Below are 19,366 nucleotides of genomic sequence, written 5' to 3'. Positions count from 1 at the left end.
AACGCACGCCCCTCCGCCGAAAGTGCCTTGGTCAATAGCCGAGCGCCATGCCATCCTTTCGATGGTCGGATGCGCCGAGCAGGATGCCGCGCTCGTGATCGATCATGATCGCTTGCGCGCCGCCGATCGGTTCATCCGCCCATTCGACGACATGGCCGCGTCGCTCCAGATCCCGCCTGGTTTCCTCCGATATGGTCGGCTCGAGCGAGAGCTTGCCGCCGAAACAGAAGCTGCGCGGTTGGTCGCTCGCCTGCTGCGGATCGAGATCGCGATCGAGGATCTGGGTGAGCATATGGGCATGACCGGCTGCCTGATATTGCCCGCCCATGACGCCGAAACTCATGCGCACCTTGCCATCTTCCATCAGCATGGCCGGAATGATCGTATGGAAAGGCAGTTTGCCGGGGCCGATGGCGTTCGGATGGCCTTGTTTGACAACGAAGCCGGCGCCGCGGTTCTGCAGCAATACGCCCGAGCGCGGCGCATAGATGCCGCTGCCGAAAGCCATGAACACGGAATTGATCAGAGAAATAGCGTTGCCATCCCGATCGACAACGGAGACATAGACCGTATCGCGATGTGCCGGCGCATCCCAGATTTTGGTATCGCCGGCACGCTCGAGGCTGATCTTCGTCCGCATGGCAGCGATCGAGCGATCTGATAGCAACTCCTCTATATCGAATGTCACATGGTCGGGATCGCAGATCAGCTGGTCGCGCATGGCGTAACCAGCCTTGGTCGCTTCGGCGTGCAGGTGAATGCGGTCGGCTTCGGAGAGCTTGGGATCGCGAAGATCAAAGCCGTCGAGAATGCGGGTGATCAGCAGCGCCGCCAGGCCCTGGCCGTTCGGCGGGCATTCCAGCAGATCCCGGCCACGGAACTTGCCGGAAATCGGCTTCGTGTCGAAAGCCTCGTAGTCCGCGAAGTCGCTTTCCTCGTGCAGACCGCCGAGCGATTGAAGAAGCGTGGTGATCTCCTCAGCCACCGGACCGCGGTAGAAGGCGTCGCGGCCATCTCGGGCAACAGCCTTCAGAGTGGCGGCAAGCGCGGGGTTGGTAACACGGTCACCGGTGCGCGGCGCCTTGCCGTCCGGCAGGAAATAGGCGGCCGATTGCGGATATTTGGCGACACGGTCGCTGTAGCGGTGCCAATCGAGTTCGACGCGCGGCGTGATGCAATAACCCTCTTGCGCGGCTGCGATCGCCGGAGCCAGCACACGATCCATGCCCAGCCGGCCATAGGAGCCGATCAGCCGGCACCATGCATCGATCGCGCCGGGAATGGTCACGGCATGCGGGCTGTCGTCGGGGATGGCGGTAAAGCCTTTATCGAGGAAATAGCCGAGATTTGCCTTCTTCGGGGCGCGGCCGGAGCCGTTCAGTCCGACCGGCGTGCCGCCGGCTGCACTGTAGAGTGCGAAGCAATCGCCGCCGATCCCCGTCATGTGCGGGTCAATCACGGACTGCAGCGCAACCGCGGCAACGGCAGCATCCACGGCGTTGCCGCCGGCACGCAGAATGTCGACGGCGGCAAGCGTTGCCAGTGGATGCGAGGTCGCGGCCATGCCCTTGTCGGAAATGGCGACCGATCGGCCCGGCTTGAAAAAATCTCGCTGCTGCATGGTCTCGCTGCTCTCCATGTGTCCGGCTCTCATCCGCGTGCAATGCGGTACCGTAATGTTTTACGGTGTTTTGGCGGTCATGGAAGAGACGAACTCGCCGGATCATGATTTTCGGGATCCCGCGGCAATTGCGAGGTGAAGCCGAATGGTCGAACGACGAAAATATCTGGATGCTTGTCATGTTGGTCTGGCACATTGACGATCGAACTTGGGTTGAGTGATCGGAATTGTGAAAATCTCGCGCTCCTGATTCGCACGCGGCAGGGGATCACTTTCGAGTGGTCCGGCAGCTGGAATTGAGTATTGTCGAGGGCGTTGATGCCGTTGATTCATGATTTGATGATCGGCTGATGTCTCGAAGGACAGAGCCTGTTCCGGATAGGTGAGGAAAGACGATGACGACTGACATTAACGGTTTTGCCGGACGCCTGAAGCGCCGCGAAAATGGCGGCATGATCTCCGGCTGGGTCGGTATTCCCGACGCGATGCTCGTCAACCATCTGGCGCAGGAGGATTTCGATACCGTCGTACTGGATATGCAGCACGGCATGTGGGACATGGCTTCGGCTGCAAGCGGCATTGCGCATGTCCGGCTTGCCGGCAAGCCCGCGATTGCCCGTATTCCGGTCGGCGACTTCGCGTCGGCATCGCGGCTTCTGGACGCCGGCGCCTCCGCCATCATCGCGCCGATGATCAATTCCGGAGATGACGCCCGCGCCCTGGTGAAGGCGACAAAATATCCGCCGCTCGGCGAGCGCAGCTGGGGGCCTTCGCTTGCTCTCAATCATTTCGGCAATTCCGCCGAAGACTATCTGCAGAGCGCCAATAGCCTGACCGTCACCATCGCAATGGTCGAAACCCGGACGGCGCTCGATGCGATCGACGAGATCCTTGCGGTTGATGGTATCGACGGCATCTTCATCGGCCCGTCGGATCTTTCTATCGCACTTTCGAACGGTGCCCGCCTTGCGCCCGAGAGCGCCGCGATCGATCAGGCGCTTGCGACAGCGCTTGCACGCTGCCGCGCCCATGGCAAGGTCATCTGCGCCTTCGGTGGCGACGGTGATCGCGCCGGGCAATATCTGAAGCTCGGCCTCGATCTGGTCATCGCCGGCACGGAAACGGCACAGCTGCGGGCAGGCGCCCGCACGGCCATTCAGACTGCCCGCCAGATCGCCGGTTCATAACGGCTTTGTTCAGCGAAGAAGCCGCCCGGAAGCACTTCCGGGCGTGCCGATATATCGTCCGTGATCTCGATCAGCAGTTTCGGATCCGAAGATTCCGATTAGAGAGCGATGGGTTTCGCTAGTTTACGAGCTTTACGTAGCAGGGCCTGTACGTCTCTAAGCCGCAACCGCCACCAACGGCCTTTGCCGGCGTGATCGTGTTTTGGAGGGCGATCGCCACAAGCGCGAAGGCAATGATTGTCAAAACAGTTTTGGTATATTTGTCCATGAGCTATTCTTTCAAACGTAGCAAGCAATGGGTCGCACTTTAAAATTGCTTTTATAAAAGTAAATTCCCATTAGTTGCACTGAGCAATTCGCTGCCGAACCCATGCGCCGATGGGATGCATCGGCTTTTCTGTCGCGGCGAGCCCGGCTGCATGCTTGCATCGCCACCCGCCTGCGGGCATTCTCGCGCCAAGATGGCGGAGCGGAATGATTTGTCGAAGATGCAGGGATTGTCAGTAGGACGCGGCTTGCGGCGCGAAGCAGGACAGCGCGTGACCTTGCGGACGGTTGCGGCAGCGCTCGGCCTTTCGGTTACGACGGTCAGCCGCGCCTTGAAGGAAGGCCCCGAGGTCAACCGCGAGACGATCGAGCTGGTCAAGCGGGCGGCAAGCGAGCTCGGCTATCGTCCCAATCTCGGCGGCATCAATCTTCGTACCGGCAAGACCCACGCCATCGGCATCGTGCTGCCATTCGGGCGCGAGGGCGAGATGAACATCGTCGTCGCCTCGCTGATCGAGGGGGCGTCGCGCTACATGAAGGCGCGGGGCTACCGGACCACGATCGTACCGCAATTGCAGGCAGATGATCCCTTGGCGACGGTGCGCGACATCGTCGAGGAGGGTTCGGTCGACGGCATCGTCATCACGCATACGACCCCGCAGGACGATCGCGTCAAATATCTTCTCGAGGTCGGTATGCCCTTTGTCACCTTCGGGCGGACCGAACTTTTGAGCGTTCATCCGAGCATCGATCTCGACCATGAAGTAATCGGCGCGGAAGCCGCGCGCCTGCTTCTGGATGCCGGGCATGATATGCCGTTGCTGATCGCGCCCAGCCATCAATTCACCTACAGCCTGCAATTCGTTCGTGGCTGGCGCCGAGCCTTTGCCGAACGCCATCTGAACGTTCCGGACGATTGCATCCATTTCACCACCGCGACGCCCGATAATGGTCGCGAGATGGCAAAGCGCATAGCCGCGCTGAAGCCCGAAGCGACCGCTGCCTTCGTGGCGAGCGAGGAGGCGGCGCTCGGCTTCCTCGCCGGCTTGCGCGATGCCGGACGACAGGTCGGCAAGGATTTCGCCCTGATTACCTATGGCGGCACAGCGCTGCCGGATTTCTTCAATCCGCCGCTCAGCACGTTCCATTATTCGAACCATGCCATAGGCGAGCGTTTGGCCGCCTTTCTGCACCGGGCGATCGCCGGCGAAGATCCGGCCGACCTTCACGAAGTCGTCCGCGCCGCCTTCGTCGATCATCAAAGCCAGACCCGTCACGCCTGAACGATAATGCAGCTCGCAACGAGCGTAGATTTCTGGAAGGTATTCGTAACGTTACGAATTTCGATTTTGTCCAGAATTTGCGGAAGTAACCCGCAAAATATGAAGTTGACAGATGTTTCATTTTCCGAGATCGTAACGTTACGAATCGCCAAAAATTGGAGCTGGGAGGCTCGCCGGCAAGTCATTTCGGCGTTGCCGCGGAGCTACGTGGACAGGTGACCGCATCCCAAGGGAGGATGACATGAGCGACGGCTCGCTTTTTTTCGGATCGCCAATTTGGACTTTCAATTGGAATCCGCCCTATCAGGCGCCGCTCAAGCGGCTCGCCCGCACCGGCTGCAAGGGTTTCGAGCTGACCGCATGGTCGGTGGACATGCTGAGCTACTACACGCCGGAAACCATTGGCGAACTAAAGGCAATCGCCGATGGCGAGGGACTGGTTCTCACCAACTTCTTCTTCAACTTGCCATTCAGCCGTGCCGCGAACGCCGCCATGTCCACAGTCGATCTCGATGGCTACAAGCGCGGCATGGATGTGGCTGTCGCAATCGGTACGCCGATCGTGACAAGCATGACGCCCTATCCGTTTCAGTCCGACGTCAAGCCGATCCTGCAGCGGCCGATTTCACAGGAATGGGGTGCGGCGGTCGAGCCGCAATGGGACTGGACGGGCGAATACGAAGCCGTGGTCGACGGTTTCGCTCGAGCTTGCGAGATTGCCGCCTCCGCCGATCTCAGGGTCGCGATCGAGCCGCATCCCTATCGCTGGGTCAGTTCCGGACAGGGCATGCTACGCCTCATCGAGCGCACCGGCGCTGCCAACCTCGGCCTGAATTTCGATCCGAGCCATCTCTTTCCGGCCGGCGACATGCCGCATTATGTCGTGCTGGCGCTCGGCAATCGCATCTTCAATACGCATTTTTCCGACAATGAGGGCCATACCAATGCGCATTGGCGGCCGGGACGCGGCAAGATCGACTGGAAGGCGATCTTCGCGGCACTTCGGGCCGTCGGCTATTCCGGCCCGATCACGCTGGAGCTGGAAGATGCGCCGGGAGCCTCGCATTGGACGCATTTTCGCGAAGCGACGCCGGAATTCGACGACGAGATGCGGCGCGGCATGAGCTATCTGCGCGCCGCTGCCGCCGAGCTTGATATCACTGTTTCGTAAGAGGCAACCCAATGAGCAACGAGCCCATGAAAGTCGGCATCGTCGGCGCCGGCAATATCAGCGCCACCTATGTCGCGACCCTGCATATGTTCGATTTCATTCGCGTGAAATCGGTCTACGATCTCTATGACGTCTCGGCGCGCAAACTCGCCGAGCAGTTCGGCATCGAAGCCGTAGCGCTCGATACGATGCTCTCCGATCCGGAAATCGGCCTGATCATCAACCTGACGACGCCGGTCTCGCATCATGCCATCAGCAAGAAAGCACTTCTTGCCGGCAAGCACGTCTATTCGGAAAAGCCGCTTGGTGTCTCCATGGCCGAGGCGGAGGAGCTGATGGCGATCGCCCGGGCAGGGGATCTGCGGCTCGGCTGCGCGCCCGACACCTTCCTCGGCGGCGGCCATCAGCTGACACGGCGGCTGCTGGATGAAGGGCGCATCGGCAAGACGATCTCGGCGACCGCCATGCTGCTTTTGCCCGGTCATGAACACTGGCATCCCAATCCGGCCTTCTTCTACGGCCGTGGCGGCGGGCCGATGCTCGATGTCGGCCCCTATTACGTCACGAACCTGATTGCGCTGCTTGGCCCCGTGCGCGAGGTCTTCGGCACGGCGAAGATCACCCGCATCGAACGCACGGTGAAGACGGACCCGCGCCGCGGCGAGACGATCAAGGTTCTGGTGCCGACGCATCTGACTGGCGTGATGGAATTCCATAGCGGCGCAACCGTCACAATCGCCACCAGCTTCGATGTCATCAGGCACAAGCACAATCAGATCGAGCTTTACGGTTCCGAGGGCACCATGGTGACGCCGGATCCCAACAACTTCAGCGGCAAGGTCGAGATATTCCGCGACGGCGGCGAGGCCTGGGAAGAGATCCCGGTCGACCATCCCTATAGGGAGGGCGTGCCCGGGCATCTCGGGCTGCGCGGATTGGGCGCGGCCGAAATGGTGGATTCCCTTCGCTCGGGACGGCAGCATCGGGTATCGTCGGAGCTCGCCTTCCACGCTTTGGAGGTCATGACGGCGTTCGAGCGCTCCTCCCAGTCACGCGGCGTCATTGCGATTCATAGCAGCTGCGGCCGCCCGGATCCGATAGCATGCACAATTAATGAGGGACGTTTCGCTTAGGCTGCGCTATAGAATTCAGGAAAATGCGGTCCTTTCGGACTGCAGGCTTGACGAAGGGGCAATGCCCGAGGAAGCATTGGCCACTTGCGGCTGGGAGCGGAGGCCCGGCGGCGCGGTTTTGGAGGATCGTTGAATTCGGCATCCGACGTCTGTGGACGGCGGTGGCCGGGCGTTGGGAGAACACTATCAAAGGAGGAGGAACGCATGCGCAAATTGATGATGGCATTGGTCGGCGCCACGGCGCTGGTTGCGGCGAGCGTGACCGGCGCTCTCGCCGAAGGCAAGAAAGCTGAAGTCCTGCATTGGTGGACGTCCGGCGGCGAAGCCGCCGCCGTCAAGGAACTGGCCAAGGCCTTCAACGCCGCCGGCGGCGAATGGGTGGATACCGCAATTGCCGGCTCCGGCTCGACCGCCCGCCCGATCGGCATCAACCGCATCATCGGCGGCAACCCGCCGACGGCCATGCAGTTCAACACCGGCACCCAGATGAACGAACTGGCCCAGCAAGGCCTGCTACGTCCGCTCGACGATCTCGCCAAGGAGCAGGATTGGAAATCGGTCCTGACGCCGTCCTTCTATCAGGCCATCCAATTCCAGGACCATATCTACGGCGCGCCGATCAATGACCACGGCCAGAACTGGGTCTTCTATTCCAAGGCCGTCTTCACAAAGGCCGGCGTCACGCAAGAGCCGAAGACCTGGGATGAAATGTTTGCCGCGCTCGACAAGATCAAGGCTGCCGGCCTGATCCCGGTCGCTGTTGGCGGCCAGCCCTGGCAGCTGCAGTCGATGTTCAATGCCATCCTTCTCGGCGAAGGCGGCAAGGAGCTCTACGCCAAGGTCTGGAAGGATCTCGATACGGATGCCGTCAAATCAGACAAGTTCAAGCACGTGGCGGAAGTCTTCGCCAAGCTGCGCAATTATCAGGATCCGGGCAGCCCGAACCGTGACTGGAACGTTGCGACCGGCATGCTGATCGACGGCAAGGCTGGTATTCAGTTCATGGGCGACTGGGCCAAGGGCGAGTTCATCCATGCCGGCCTCGTCGCCGACAAGGATTTCGGCTGTATCCTCGGACCGGGCGAATCCAACTTCATGATGGGCGGCGACATCTTCGTGTTCCCGGTTCTGAAGGACAAGACCGCGACCGACGCCCAGACGCTGCTGGCGACAGTCATCATGTCGAAGGAAGGCCAGCTTGCCTTCAACTCGAAGAAGGGTTCCGTGCCCGTGCGTCTCGACGTCGATACCTCGAAGCTCGATGCTTGCGCCCAGAAAGGCTTGACTGCGCTCAAGGATCCGAGCCGCCAGATCCTCGCGCCGGATGTGCTCACGGCTCAGGACATCGTCCAGACGGAACAGGATCTGGTCGCCCAATACTGGACGACGCCCAGTATGACGGCCGACCAGTTCGCCGAGCAGTTTGCACAGGTGATTGAGCAGGCGAAGTAAGCTTCGATCGACATCCATGCGGCGGCAGGCATCCCCTGCCGCCGGCTTCCATGAATGCTGAGGAGGAGCGCGCCCATGAGCACCCCAGACACGAGTGCCGCCACTGTGCAAGCGGCCGCTGCGCCTGCGAGCGTCAGCCGCAGGAAGATGCATTTTTCGCCCTATGTGGCGCTGTTCCCGGCTTTTGCCATCGTGCTTCTGGCCTATGTCGTCACCGTCGTCTGGAACATCTGGATATCGTTCACGGACAGCAAGGTGCTGCCGGTCAACATCTTCGTCGGCACGAAGCAGTATGAGCGGCTGTTTTCGACGGCGCGCTGGCTGCTGTCGCTGCAAAACGTCGTCGTCTTCGGCATTCTGTTTATTGCCGGCTGCCTGATCCTCGGCTTTCTACTCGCCGTCGCGCTCGATCAGAAGGTGCGCTTCGAAAATACCTTCCGGACGATCTTTCTCTATCCCTTCGCCATGTCCTTCATCGTGACCGGGTTGGTCTGGCAATGGATCATGAACCCGACGCTCGGCCTGCAGAAGGTTGCCGATAGCATCGGCTTTACCTGGTTCCGCTTCGACTGGATCGTCCAGAGCGATCTTGCACTCTACGTCATCGTGCTTGCCGGTATCTGGCAATCCTCCGGCCTCGTCATGGCGATCATGCTGGCGGGCCTGCGCGGCGTCGACCGTGAATTGTGGAAGGCGACGCGCATTGACGGCATACCGAGCTGGCGCGTCTATCTGCACATCGTCATCCCGATCCTCAGGCCGACGATTATCACGGCCAGCGTGCTTCTGGCGATTGCGGTCGTCAGGGTCTACGAGCTGGTTCTGGCGACCACGGGCGGCGGTCCGGGCATATCGACCGAAGTGCCCGGGAAATTCATCATGGATTACCTGTTCGGCCGCGGCAATATCGGCCTTGCGACCGGGGCATCGACCGTGATGTTCATCACGGTGGTCGTCCTGGTCACGCCGTGGCTCTATTATGAATATTTCCGCGAAAAGCCGAGGGGGAACTGATGACGACGCCATCTTCCGTCACTGGTGCCATGCAGGGTCCGACCGGGCGCAAGCCGCAGCATCTGACCCCAGGACGCATCGGCCTCTACGCTTTTCTCGTGATGGCTGCGCTGTTCTTTCTGCTGCCGCTCTACGTGATGCTTGTGACTTCATTCAAATCCATGCCGGAGATCCGGCAGGGCAATATTTTCGCCTTTCCGCAGATGTGGACGGCCGATGCCTGGGTGCAGGCTTGGAGTACGGCCTGCACCGGCCTTGAATGCGGCGGCATCAGCGTCGGCTTCTGGAATTCGGTGAAGATCCTGATCCCGAGCATGATCCTGTCGATCTTCATCTCGTCGCTGACCGGTTACGCGCTATCCTTCTGGCGGGTCAAGGGTGCAAACGTTCTCTTTGCCATCCTGCTGCTCGGCGCCTTCATCCCCTATCAGGTGTTCATCTATCCGCTGGTGCTGATCTATCGCGATATCGGCATCTATTCGACGCTGCCCTGCATCATCATCACCCACACGGTCTTCGGCCTGCCGGTTCTGACGCTGCTGTTCCGCAACTATTATTCCAGTCTGCCGACGGAGCTCTTCAAGGCGGCCCGTATCGACGGCGCCGGGCTTTGGCAGATCTTCTTCCGGCTGATGATCCCGATGTCGATCCCGATCCTGGTGGTGGCGGCGATCCTGCAGGTGACCGGCATCTGGAACGATTTCCTCTTCGGTGTCGTTTTCGCCGGCCGGGAAAACTTCCCCATGACGGTTCAGCTCAACAACATCGTCAACTCCACCCAGGGCGAGAAGCTCTACAACGTCAACATGGCGGCGACCATTCTCACTGCCCTGGTGCCGCTGATCGTCTATTTCGGCTCGGGCCGCTGGTTCGTGCGCGGCATCACCGCCGGCGCAGTCAAGGGATAGTTCATGGCCAATGTTTCCATTCGCGAACTAGCAATCGATTTCGGCAGCGTCAGTGTCCTGAAATCGCTCAATCTCGAGATACAATCCGGCGAGTTCATCGTGCTGCTCGGCCCGTCCGGCTGCGGCAAGTCGACCTTGCTCAATGCGATTGCCGGGCTGACCGACATCACCGACGGGCAGATCTGGATCGGCGACAAGAACGTCACCTGGGAAGAGCCGAAGGATCGCGGCATCGGCATGGTGTTCCAGTCCTATGCGCTCTATCCGACGATGACGGTGGAGGGAAATCTGTCCTTCGGGCTGCGCATCGCCGGCATGGCAAAGGACGAGATCGCCCAGCGTGTCGACCGCGCCGTGCAGATCCTGCAGATCGATCCCTTGCGCAAGCGGCGGCCCGGCGAACTGTCCGGCGGTCAGCGCCAGCGCGTCGCCATCGGCCGCGCCCTGGTGCGCGACGTCGATGTCTTCCTGTTCGACGAGCCGCTCTCCAATCTCGATGCCAAGCTTCGAACCGAACTGCGTGTCGAGCTGAAGCGGCTGCACAGCGGCCTTGGCTCCACCATGATCTATGTGACGCACGACCAGATTGAGGCGCTGACGCTTGCCGATCGCATCGCGGTCATGAGCGGCGGGGTCATCCAGCAATTCGCGACGCCGAAGGAAATCTACCGGCGTCCGGTCAATCGCTTCGTTGCCGGCTTCGTCGGTTCGCCGTCGATGAATTTCCTGTCCGGGCAGGTGACGAGCAATGGCGGCACACCGGCCTTCGCATTGTCCGACGGCCGCAAGATCGATCTCAACGGTTACGAGTTCTCCGGCACGCCCGGCGAGGGCCGCAAGGCGACGCTCGGCGTCCGGCCCGAGCAGATGCAGTTCCAGCCCGCGGGCGGTCGGGCCGCGAGCCTGCCGGCAACCTTCACCATCGTCGAGCCCATGGGCTCGGACAATCTGATCTGGGGCCAGGTCGGCAGCGAGACGCTGTCGGTGCGTATCGATGCCGACGAGGATGTCGCGCTCGACCGAGAGCAGCCGGTCTATTTCCAGCCGACGCTCGCGTCGCTGTTCGGCGAAGACGGGCAGCGTCTGTAAAACACTGTGCCGCGCGTTCGACGAAGCGCGCGGCACGATTTTCAGGCCCTGACTTCGAAGACCATGTTGAACGGCGTTTCGGTCGCCTTGCGGAAATGCGAATAGCCCGCATCCATGGCAACCTTGCGCAGTTTCAACTCGCCGGCTTGCGCGCCCAGACCCAGCCCGACTTCCTGCGACAGCGAGGCCGGCGTGCAGATCATCGTCGACGCGCCGTAGAAGACGCGGCCGATCGGGTTGAGGTTGTCCTTCAGGCAATCATGCGCAAAGGGCTCGACGATCATCCAGGTGCCGTCGTCGGCGAGGCTTTCCTTGACATGTTTGCCGGCGCCGACCGGGTCACCCATGTCATGCAGGCAATCGAACATCGCCACGAGATCGTAGCCGGCAGCCGGGAAGTCCTTGGCACTCGCCTGCTCGAACGTGATGCGGCCGTCGACGCCCGCTTCCTTCGCGGCAGCTTGCGCCCGTTCGATCGAGGGCAGATGATAGTCGAAGCCAAAGAAGGTCGAGTTCGGATAGGCCTGCGCCATCAGGATGGTCGATGCGCCATGGCCACAGCCGACATCGGCAACGGCGGCGCCGGCCTGAAGCTTTTCATGCACTCCCTCCAGCGCCGGTATCCATTCCGTCACGAGATGGCTGTTGTAGCCCGGCCGGAAGAACCGCTCCGTGCCGCGGAACAAGCAGGCGCTGTGCTCGTGCCAGCCGAGCCCGCTGCCGGTCTTGAAGGCATTGGCAATCTTCGGCTCATCCAGCCACATGGATTGAACCACGTCGAAGGCGCCGTTGAAGAAGGCGGGACTGTTTTCCTCCGCAAACACCATGGCCTGTTCCGGCGTCAGGTAAAAGCGCTCGGTCTCATCGTCATAACTGACATAATCGGCCGCCGCCTGAGCCGACAGCCATTCACGCACATAGCGCTCCTTGACACCAACCTTGTCGGAAAGCTCCGCCGACGTCATCGGCGTTCCGTCCGCCATGGCCTTGAACAGACCCAAATGGTCGCCGAGCGTCACCAGCACACCCGAAACCGCCGCGCCGACATCGCCGATCAGGCGCCCGACCAAGGCATCGAGTTTCTGCATATCAGGTTCGCGCATGACATCCTCCTCCCAGAATTGATGTAGCGTTCCGTCCGATATATTCGGAAACTTCAAAATACTCCTGGGCGGGAAAGTAAGCAATGATATGGCGGGGCAAAGTAATACTTGCCCCACCGACGATGATATAAATTATTATTTTGAATTAATTGGGATTTCTTATCGAAGCTGCCGCGATTTTTCAGCCGGCGCGCGCCAGTTCTTTTTCCAAAACGGAAGTAAAACGCGGATCATCCGCAGTTATATCCGGAGCAAAACGAGCGGCAACCTTGCCGTCGCGGCCGATGAGGAATTTTTCGAAATTCCAGACGATGCCGCCGTCTTGTCCGGTTTCAAGACCGTGTTTCGCCAGCCGTTCGCGCATGGGGCCGTCCCCGATCGTCTCGACGCCGGAACCGATCAGGCCGTCATAGAGCGGATGGCGTTCTTCGCCGGTGACGGCGATCTTGGAGAACATCGGGAACTGCACGTCGTAGGTCAGGGTGCAGAAGCTCAATATTTCGTCGTCGGTGCCCGGCTCCTGGCCCTTGAAGTCATTGGCGGGGAAGCCGGCAATGACAAAGCCCTCGTCACGCTTGTCTTCGTAAAGCTTTTCCAATCCTTCGTATTGCACCGTCAGGCCGCATTTGGACGCGACGTTGACGACCATGATGACCTTGCCACGATAGTCGGCAAGCGTCGTTTCGCTGCCGTCGATCCTTTTTACCGGAATATCGAGCACGCTATCGGTCATTTGATTCAACTCCAGATGAGATGGAAAACAGAATGTCGATATTTGCCCGGATTTCGACTTCGTCAAGGCCGGAAACAGGCTTAGGCGGCTTCTTCCATCCGAACCAGATGGCCGCTGGACACTTCGCGATATTGCCGGACCGGCGTCACATATCCGACCGGGCGCACCGGGCTCTTCAGCTCGTCGACGGCAAGATTACGCCGGATGCCGCGCCGCGCCGGGTCCGGCACCGGCACGGCCGCCATCAGCTTCCTGGTATAGGGATGCTGCGGATTTTCGAACACCGACGCGCGGGGGCCGATCTCGACGATCTCACCGAGATACATGACGGCGACGCGATGGCTGACACGCTCGACCACGGCCATGTCGTGCGAGATGAAGAGATAGGACAGGTTAAGACTTTGCTGCAGGTCCATCAGCAGATTGCATACCTGCGCCTTGATCGACACGTCGAGCGCCGAGACGCTTTCGTCGGCGACAATCACCTTCGGATCAAGCGCGAGCGCACGGGCGATGCAGATGCGTTGGCGCTGGCCGCCCGAGAATTCGTGCGGGTAGCGGCCCATCATATCCGCTTTCAGTCCGACGCGTTCCAAAAGGTCGGCCGCCTTCTCGCGGGCTTCGGCGCGCGAACCGAGGCGGTGCTCGATAAACGGTTCGGCAACCGCCGCGCCGATCGTCATGCGCGGATTGAGGCTTGCGAACGGGTCCTGGAAGATCATCTGGATGCTGCGGCGCATCCGGCGCAGGTCGAGCGCGCCGAGCTTCATCACGTCATAGCCATCGAGACGCACTTCACCGGAATTGGGGTTGATGAGGCGCATGATGGAGCGGCCCGTCGTCGACTTGCCGCAGCCGGATTCTCCGACCAGCGACAATGTCTCTCCCTGGGCGAGATCGAAGGAGACGTTTTCGACCGCGTGGATCGCACCTGTGGGACGGGCGAGCAGCCCGCCGCGAAGATCGAAACGGGTGACGAGGTTTTTCACCTCCAGCACCGGCGTCTTGCGGTGATCGACGGTGTCTTCGAGCGCCTTCGGTTCGCTGCGTTCGCCGGTGCCGACATCGACGATCGGAAAGCGCAGCGGCTGCGGCTGGTCCTTCATCGAACCGAGCCGCGGCACGGCCGACAGCAGCGCGCGGGTATAGGGATGCCGGCCGCGATGGAAGATGTCGTCGGTCCTGCCGGTCTCCACGGCCTCGCCGCGATACATGACGATGGTGCGGTCGGAGATTTCGGCGACGACGCCCATGTCGTGGGTGATGAAGAGAACGGACATGCCTTCCTCTTCCTGCAGCACCTTGATGAGATCGAGAATCTGCCCTTGAATGGTCACGTCGAGGGCGGTCGTCGGCTCGTCGGCGATCAGCAGTTTCGGACGGCTGGCAAGCGCCATGGCGATCATCACGCGCTGGCGCATGCCGCCGGAAAACTGGTGCGGATATTCGTCGAAGCGCGAGGACGCATTGGGGATGCGCACCTTTTCCAGCAGGCGGATCGTTTCGGCTTTTGCCTCTGTCTTCGAGATGTTGCCGTGGCAAGTCAGCGCCTCGGAAATCTGCCGGCCGATGGTGAAGATCGGATTGAGTGATGTCATTGGCTCTTGAAAGATCATGGCGATGTCCTTGCCTCTGACCTTGCGCATCTCGGCCTCCGGCAGGCTGAGAATATCCCGGCCGTTGAGGCTGATGGAGCCTTCGATACGGCTGCTGGTCCTGGCGAGCAGCCGCATGATCGAAAGCGATGTCACGCTTTTGCCGGAGCCGCTTTCGCCGACGATGGCGACCGTTTCACCCGGCATGACGTCGAAGGAGATGTCCTTGACCACCTGGCGCCATTCGCCGTCGACAAGAAACGATGTCGTCAGATTGGAGACGGAAAGAACGGGCTGTGCATCTGCATTGATCGTCTGCGCGGCAATGGTTGCCATGGAGTTCCCCTTATGATTTTGCTGACCGTTCGGGCATTGGTCGACGTCGTTCACGATGGTTGCGTCGTCGTCGCCCTTGATGCCGAAGGGCGGTCCCCCGCAATCCTTGCGGCTTCGAGGGCGGCGATCTTTTCGTCGATTTCGCGCCGGTCGCTCATGCCGCTCGGGTTCTGCCGTGTCGGCATGGTTTCGGCGACATGCAGATAGCGTTCCTGCGCAACCGCATAGAGACGTTCGAGTTCGGCAAGCGGATCGGCACTGTCATCGACGCGAATGTTCAGCCAGGCATAATCCTGGTCACGGTGGATGACGAGCGCGGCCGATTGCTTGCCACGTTTGTCACCGCCGGCATCTTCGCCCGCTCGCATCGCTTCGAGCAGACGCTCGGCAAGCGGTTTTCCCTTGGTTTTCCTGAAGGTCGCAAGCGTCTCGGCGATCACTTGCGGCCCCGCCAGCATATTGCCGGCGACCGAGACGTTATCGTCGATCAGATGGCCGGCCCAATCAATGCACTTTTGACCGGTGTAAGCAGCGTTGTTGCCCTTGCTGTCTATCAGATGGAACTGGCGCTGTTCGCGGCCGTCGTCACGGACACTCAGCGCCTCGACGATCTCGGCTGGCGCACGGCCGGTTGCCAGCATCGCAAGTCCGTCGATGCCGTAAAGCGGGTTGGCGAAGGCCTGCGTCGCAACAGCACCGATGCCGCCGCGAATATGGGGCACGATGCTGCCGACGGCAAAGAAGCGTGTGGCGACGGCGATGGCGAGATGTCCGGTTTCCGGCTCGCGGGCTACGATGGACCAGGTCATCGGCCTATCTCCCGATCGCGTAGGCTTGCATCAAACGCGGTGTGGCTGCAGCGCGCAGGAGGCCATCGGCATCGCGGCGTGCTGCGGTCAACCGGCCGACCGTCCATTCCGGCGCGACAGTCAGCTTGTGGCCTTTGCCGCGAAGTGCATCGAGCACCTCGGCGCTGAAATTTGCCTCCGCCGTCAGGCCGCCCGGTTCGCTGGTGCGCGGATAGAAGGAGCTTGGGAAATGGGTGCTGTGGAACAACGGTTTGTCGATCGCTTCCTGCAGGTTCAATCGGTGATGGACATAGCGCAGGAAGAAGGAGAGCTGCCACTGCTCCTGCTGGTCGCCGCCGGGGGTGCCGAAGGCAAGCGTCGGGCGTCCCTCATGCAAGGCGATCGTCGGGGTCAGCGTCGTGCGTGGCCGCTTGCCTGGAGCGAGCGAGGAGGGCAGGCCAGGTTGCAGCCAGAACATCTGCGCGCGGGAATTCAGGCAGAAGCCGAGGCCTGGAATGGTCGGCGAGGATTGCAGCCATCCGCCGGAAGGCGTCACCGACACCATGTTGCCCTCGCGGTCGATGACGTCGATATGCACGGTATCACCGCGCTTCTCGGTCAAATGCGACATTGTCGGCTCATAGACCGCGCCGCCCTTGGCTTCCGGCGCGTCGAGCATTCGCATGGTTAGATCGTACTGGTTTTCGAAGCCGGCGAGCTTGCCCGGGCGCAGGGTGAGCGACGCTTCCGGCGAAATCAGCCGGCGGCGCTCCTCGGCATAGGCGTCGGATAGCAGGGTCTCAAGCGGTATGGTGGTGAAGTTCGGATCGCCGTAATAGACCTCGCGATCGGCAAAGGCGAGTTTCATCGCCTCGGTAACGGTGTGGACGAAATCGGCTCCGGCAGGATCCACGCCGGCCAGATCGAAGCCCTTGAGCAGTGACAGCGCCTGCAGGAAGACCGGCCCCTGACCCCACGGGCCGATCTTGGCGACCGTCCAGCCGTGATAATCGTAGGTCTGCGGCGCCTCGATCGTCGCCCGCCAGTTGGCCATGTCGTCGGCTGATAGAACGCCCTTGTGGCGCTCGCCGCTTGCATCCATGACTTCAGCCTTGCTGACATAGGTGTCGATCGCTTCGGCGACAAAGCCGCGATAAAAAGCATTGCGCGCCGCTTCGATCTGCGCGTCACGATCGCTCTTGCTTTCCGCCTCGGCAACGACACGCTTCCAGGTTTCCGCGAGAACCGGGTTCTTGAAATTGGACCAGGGTTCGGGAACGGAGCCGCCAGGAAGCCAGGTTTCAAAGGAGGTCGGCCATTCCTTGCGGTAGAAATCGGCAAGCCCAGCAATGGTGGCGGAGACGCGCGGCAGGACCGGATGACCCTTCTCTGCATAATGGATCGCCGGCTCGAGAACATCGCGCACGGTCAGCCTGCCATAATCGCGCAGCATCAGCATCCAGCCGTCGAAGGCGCCGGGGATGACGGTCGCAAGCAGGCCATCGCCGGGGATCAGCTTCAATCCCTCGCGTGTGTAATGCTCGATCGTTGCGCCTGCCGGCGCTGGTCCCTGGGCGCAGATGACCTCGACCTTGTCCTTCTTTTTTGAATAGAGGATGGCGGGCATGTCGCCGCCCGGCCCGCAGAGATGCGGCTCGACGATCTGCAGCACGAAGCCGGTCGCCACAGCCGCATCGAAGGCGTTGCCGCCCTTCTCGAGAATGCTCATGCCGACGGCAGAGGCGATCCAGTGCGTTGACGTGACGACGCCGAAGGTTCCGAGGATTTCGGGGCGTGTGGTGAATGCGGTCATTGTGTGCACCCTTTCAGTTTATTCATGCTTCGCGCGGGTCGAGCGCATCGCGCATGCCGTCGCCGAGGAGGTTGAAGCCGATCACGACGAGGAAGATGGCGGTACCCGGCCACATGGCCATCCAGGGCGCCTGTTCGAGATAATTCTTGGCGACATTGAGCATGGAGCCCCAGCTCGGGGACGGTGCCTGTTGGCCGAGCCCGAGGAAGGAGAGGCTCGCTTCCGCGATGATCGCGGTTGCGATGGTGAGCGTCGCCTGGACGAGGATGGGCGCGAAGACATTGGGCAGGATGTAGCGCATGATAATGCTGGTGTGGCGCAGGCCGATCGATCGGGCGCCCTCGACGTAATCCTCCGTCTTGACCGCCAATACCTGGCCGCGCGTCAGCCGCACGAAGACCGGCGTTGCCGACAATCCGATCGCGATCATCGCATTGGTGAGGCTCGGGCCGAGGAAGGCGGCAAGCGCAATGGCGGTGATCAGGAAAGGCATCGCCAGAAAGGCTTCGGTGATGCGCGAGATGATCTGGTCGATCCAGCCGCCGTAATAGCCGGAGATCAGGCCGAAAGGCACCCCGATCGCAACGGCGATGGCGACCGAGAAGATGCCGGCCATGAGTGACGCCTGTGCGCCCCAGATCATGCGGGAGAGAATGTCCCTTCCGAGATCGTCGGTGCCAAGCCAATGGGCGGCCGATGGCGCCTTGCGGATCGCCGACCAGCTTGTGGCAACCGGATCGGGAATCGGCAGGAGCGGTGCCAGCGCGGCGATCGCGGTAAAGAACAGGATAACGGCAAGCCCGACCAGGGCTCCCTTGTTGGCCCTCAGCTTTCGCCAGGCCCGATTGGGCGCGCGCTTGGCGGAGGGAGCTGCCGCGGTCGTCTGGACGATCGTGCTCATAGAGCTGCCCTCATGCGCGGGTTGAGGAGGACATAGAGAATGTCGGCAATGAGGTTCATCGCGATGAAGCCGGCGGCGGTGCAAAGCACCACGCCCTGCACGACCGCATAATCCCGGTTGAAGACCGCATCGACGATCAGCTTGCCGAAGCCGGGGATGGTGAAGATCTGCTCGGTCAAAACGGCGCCGGCCAGAAGCTCGCCGAAGAGCAGGGCACTGACGGTAACGATGGGCAGGATGGCGTTGCGAAAACTGTGCTGCAGGACGACGGCCATCTCCGGCAGGCCCTTGGCACGTGCAGTTCGGATATAATCGCTGCTGAGCACGCTCAACATCGAGGAGCGCGTATGGCGCATGAGCGTGGCGGCCAGCGCGTTGCCGAGCACGAAGGACGGCATGAGCATCGTCTGAATCGAGCGCAAGGGGTCATCGAAGAAGGGCTGATAGCCGGAGGCGGGAAGCCAGTGGAGCTTCACCGAAACCAGCAGGATCAGCATGATACCGAGCCAGAAGTTCGGCACGGAAAGCCCGAAAAGCGCAACGATATTGGCGAGAAAATCGATGATCGTATTCTTTTTGACGGCGGCGAGGATGCCCATGGGGATGCCGATCGCGAAAGCGAAGATCATCGACATGACCGCGAGCTGGATGGTGACCGGCAGCTTTTCGGCGACGAGCGTGAGCACCGGCTGATTGGTGCGCAGCGAGACGCCAAGGTCGCCCTTTGCGATGCCCTGCAGCCAGTAGCCATACTGATAGATGACGGGGTCATTCAGGCGATATTTCTCGCGAAGCAGTTCGAGAACCTGCGGATCGCGCTCTTCGCCTGCCATGGCGAGCACCGGATCGCCCGGCAGAAGCTTCTGCAGGGAGAAGACGAAGATCGAAATGATCAGCAGCGTCGGTATGGCGACGAGCAGCCTCTTTCCGATATAGCTATACATGGGCAGATCCTCGCCGCGATGTCGAATG

Annotated in this window: 16 protein-coding genes; 8 read left to right on the top strand and 8 right to left on the bottom strand. The window is 61.1% G+C overall.

Annotated features, from left to right (window positions below):
• Positions 1–31 precede the first annotated feature (31 nt).
• A complete protein-coding gene (gene ggt / locus HGP12_RS14725; RefSeq protein ID WP_168879169.1) occupies positions 32–1,621 on the bottom strand; it encodes a gamma-glutamyltransferase in 1,590 nt (529 codons plus the stop codon).
• A 395-nt stretch (positions 1,622–2,016) separates the two neighbouring features.
• Between ggt and HGP12_RS14720 the strand changes: the two genes are divergently transcribed.
• From HGP12_RS14720 to HGP12_RS14685, 8 genes are all read left to right on the top strand, one after another.
• A complete protein-coding gene (locus HGP12_RS14720; RefSeq protein WP_168841814.1) occupies positions 2,017–2,808 on the top strand; it encodes an HpcH/HpaI aldolase family protein in 792 nt (263 codons plus the stop codon).
• Positions 2,809–3,296: 488 nt separating this feature from the next.
• Positions 3,297–4,358, top strand: coding sequence for a LacI family transcriptional regulator (locus HGP12_RS14715; RefSeq protein WP_246703411.1), 1,062 nt, complete (start codon positions 3,297–3,299; stop codon positions 4,356–4,358).
• Positions 4,359–4,599: 241 nt separating this feature from the next.
• Positions 4,600–5,529, top strand: coding sequence for a sugar phosphate isomerase/epimerase family protein (locus tag HGP12_RS14710; RefSeq protein WP_168841816.1), 930 nt, complete (start codon positions 4,600–4,602; stop codon positions 5,527–5,529).
• Between the two features lie 11 nt (positions 5,530–5,540).
• Positions 5,541–6,662: a Gfo/Idh/MocA family protein gene (locus HGP12_RS14705; protein WP_168841817.1), complete on the top strand. Its 1,122-nt coding sequence runs from the start codon at positions 5,541–5,543 to the stop codon at positions 6,660–6,662.
• A 204-nt stretch (positions 6,663–6,866) separates the two neighbouring features.
• Positions 6,867–8,114 (top strand): ABC transporter substrate-binding protein, encoded by a 1,248-nt coding sequence (locus tag HGP12_RS14700; protein ID WP_246703387.1) that lies wholly within the window; start codon positions 6,867–6,869, stop codon positions 8,112–8,114.
• A 147-nt stretch (positions 8,115–8,261) separates the two neighbouring features.
• Complete coding sequence (locus HGP12_RS14695) at positions 8,262–9,128, top strand: carbohydrate ABC transporter permease (RefSeq protein WP_246703410.1); 867 nt, start codon at positions 8,262–8,264, stop codon at positions 9,126–9,128.
• Positions 9,128–10,036 (top strand): carbohydrate ABC transporter permease, encoded by a 909-nt coding sequence (locus HGP12_RS14690; RefSeq protein WP_168841819.1) that lies wholly within the window; start codon positions 9,128–9,130, stop codon positions 10,034–10,036. The genes HGP12_RS14695 and HGP12_RS14690 overlap by 1 nt, the downstream gene beginning before the upstream one ends.
• Positions 10,037–10,039: 3 nt before the next feature.
• Entirely contained in the window at positions 10,040–11,125 is a 1,086-nt protein-coding gene (locus HGP12_RS14685) for an ABC transporter ATP-binding protein (protein WP_168841820.1), read from the top strand.
• Between the two features lie 41 nt (positions 11,126–11,166).
• Here the strand turns inward: HGP12_RS14685 and HGP12_RS14680 are convergent, their stop codons facing one another.
• The 7 genes from HGP12_RS14680 to HGP12_RS14650 form a co-directional block, all read right to left on the bottom strand.
• On the bottom strand, positions 11,167–12,228 hold the full coding sequence (locus HGP12_RS14680) for a class I SAM-dependent methyltransferase (RefSeq protein ID WP_168841821.1): 1,062 nt from the start codon (positions 12,226–12,228) through the stop codon (positions 11,167–11,169).
• A gap of 181 nt (positions 12,229–12,409) precedes the next feature.
• Positions 12,410–12,961 carry a glutathione peroxidase gene (locus HGP12_RS14675; RefSeq protein ID WP_168841822.1) on the bottom strand — a complete coding sequence of 184 codons (552 nt, stop codon included), beginning with the start codon at positions 12,959–12,961 and terminating at the stop codon, positions 12,410–12,412.
• A gap of 80 nt (positions 12,962–13,041) precedes the next feature.
• Complete coding sequence (locus tag HGP12_RS14670; RefSeq protein WP_168841823.1) at positions 13,042–14,892, bottom strand: ABC transporter ATP-binding protein; 1,851 nt, start codon at positions 14,890–14,892, stop codon at positions 13,042–13,044.
• A 50-nt stretch (positions 14,893–14,942) separates the two neighbouring features.
• On the bottom strand, positions 14,943–15,701 hold the full coding sequence (locus tag HGP12_RS14665) for a DUF1028 domain-containing protein (RefSeq protein ID WP_168841824.1): 759 nt from the start codon (positions 15,699–15,701) through the stop codon (positions 14,943–14,945).
• A gap of 4 nt (positions 15,702–15,705) precedes the next feature.
• Complete coding sequence (locus tag HGP12_RS14660) at positions 15,706–17,493, bottom strand: gamma-glutamyltransferase family protein (protein WP_168841825.1); 1,788 nt, start codon at positions 17,491–17,493, stop codon at positions 15,706–15,708.
• 22 nt (positions 17,494–17,515) lie between these two features.
• Positions 17,516–18,394, bottom strand: coding sequence for an ABC transporter permease (locus HGP12_RS14655; RefSeq protein WP_168841826.1), 879 nt, complete (start codon positions 18,392–18,394; stop codon positions 17,516–17,518).
• The gene (locus HGP12_RS14650; protein ID WP_168841827.1) at positions 18,391–19,338 is read right to left on the bottom strand and encodes an ABC transporter permease; all 948 of its coding nucleotides are present in this window, start codon (positions 19,336–19,338) and stop codon (positions 18,391–18,393) included. The genes HGP12_RS14655 and HGP12_RS14650 overlap by 4 nt, the downstream gene beginning before the upstream one ends.
• Positions 19,339–19,366: the final 28 nt, after the last annotated feature.

Source organism: Rhizobium sp. P28RR-XV, assembly GCF_012641385.1.
Classification (GTDB): domain Bacteria; phylum Pseudomonadota; class Alphaproteobacteria; order Rhizobiales; family Rhizobiaceae; genus Rhizobium.
The sequence above is the reverse complement of the archived record's forward strand: the minus strand, read 5'-3'. Positions and strand labels throughout refer to the sequence as shown.

Coding starts and splice junctions, on each gene's coding strand:
- ggt (WP_168879169.1), bottom strand. CDS start 1,621: ATGCAGCAGCGAGATTTTTTCAAGCCGGGCCGATCGGTCGCCATTTCC.
- HGP12_RS14720 (WP_168841814.1), top strand. CDS start 2,017: ATGACGACTGACATTAACGGTTTTGCCGGACGCCTGAAGCGCCGCGAA.
- HGP12_RS14715 (WP_246703411.1), top strand. CDS start 3,297: ATGCAGGGATTGTCAGTAGGACGCGGCTTGCGGCGCGAAGCAGGACAG.
- HGP12_RS14710 (WP_168841816.1), top strand. CDS start 4,600: ATGAGCGACGGCTCGCTTTTTTTCGGATCGCCAATTTGGACTTTCAAT.
- HGP12_RS14705 (WP_168841817.1), top strand. CDS start 5,541: ATGAGCAACGAGCCCATGAAAGTCGGCATCGTCGGCGCCGGCAATATC.
- HGP12_RS14700 (WP_246703387.1), top strand. CDS start 6,867: ATGCGCAAATTGATGATGGCATTGGTCGGCGCCACGGCGCTGGTTGCG.
- HGP12_RS14695 (WP_246703410.1), top strand. CDS start 8,262: ATGCATTTTTCGCCCTATGTGGCGCTGTTCCCGGCTTTTGCCATCGTG.
- HGP12_RS14690 (WP_168841819.1), top strand. CDS start 9,128: ATGACGACGCCATCTTCCGTCACTGGTGCCATGCAGGGTCCGACCGGG.
- HGP12_RS14685 (WP_168841820.1), top strand. CDS start 10,040: ATGGCCAATGTTTCCATTCGCGAACTAGCAATCGATTTCGGCAGCGTC.
- HGP12_RS14680 (WP_168841821.1), bottom strand. CDS start 12,228: ATGCGCGAACCTGATATGCAGAAACTCGATGCCTTGGTCGGGCGCCTG.
- HGP12_RS14675 (WP_168841822.1), bottom strand. CDS start 12,961: ATGACCGATAGCGTGCTCGATATTCCGGTAAAAAGGATCGACGGCAGC.
- HGP12_RS14670 (WP_168841823.1), bottom strand. CDS start 14,892: ATGGCAACCATTGCCGCGCAGACGATCAATGCAGATGCACAGCCCGTT.
- HGP12_RS14665 (WP_168841824.1), bottom strand. CDS start 15,701: ATGACCTGGTCCATCGTAGCCCGCGAGCCGGAAACCGGACATCTCGCC.
- HGP12_RS14660 (WP_168841825.1), bottom strand. CDS start 17,493: ATGACCGCATTCACCACACGCCCCGAAATCCTCGGAACCTTCGGCGTC.
- HGP12_RS14655 (WP_168841826.1), bottom strand. CDS start 18,394: ATGAGCACGATCGTCCAGACGACCGCGGCAGCTCCCTCCGCCAAGCGC.
- HGP12_RS14650 (WP_168841827.1), bottom strand. CDS start 19,338: ATGTATAGCTATATCGGAAAGAGGCTGCTCGTCGCCATACCGACGCTG.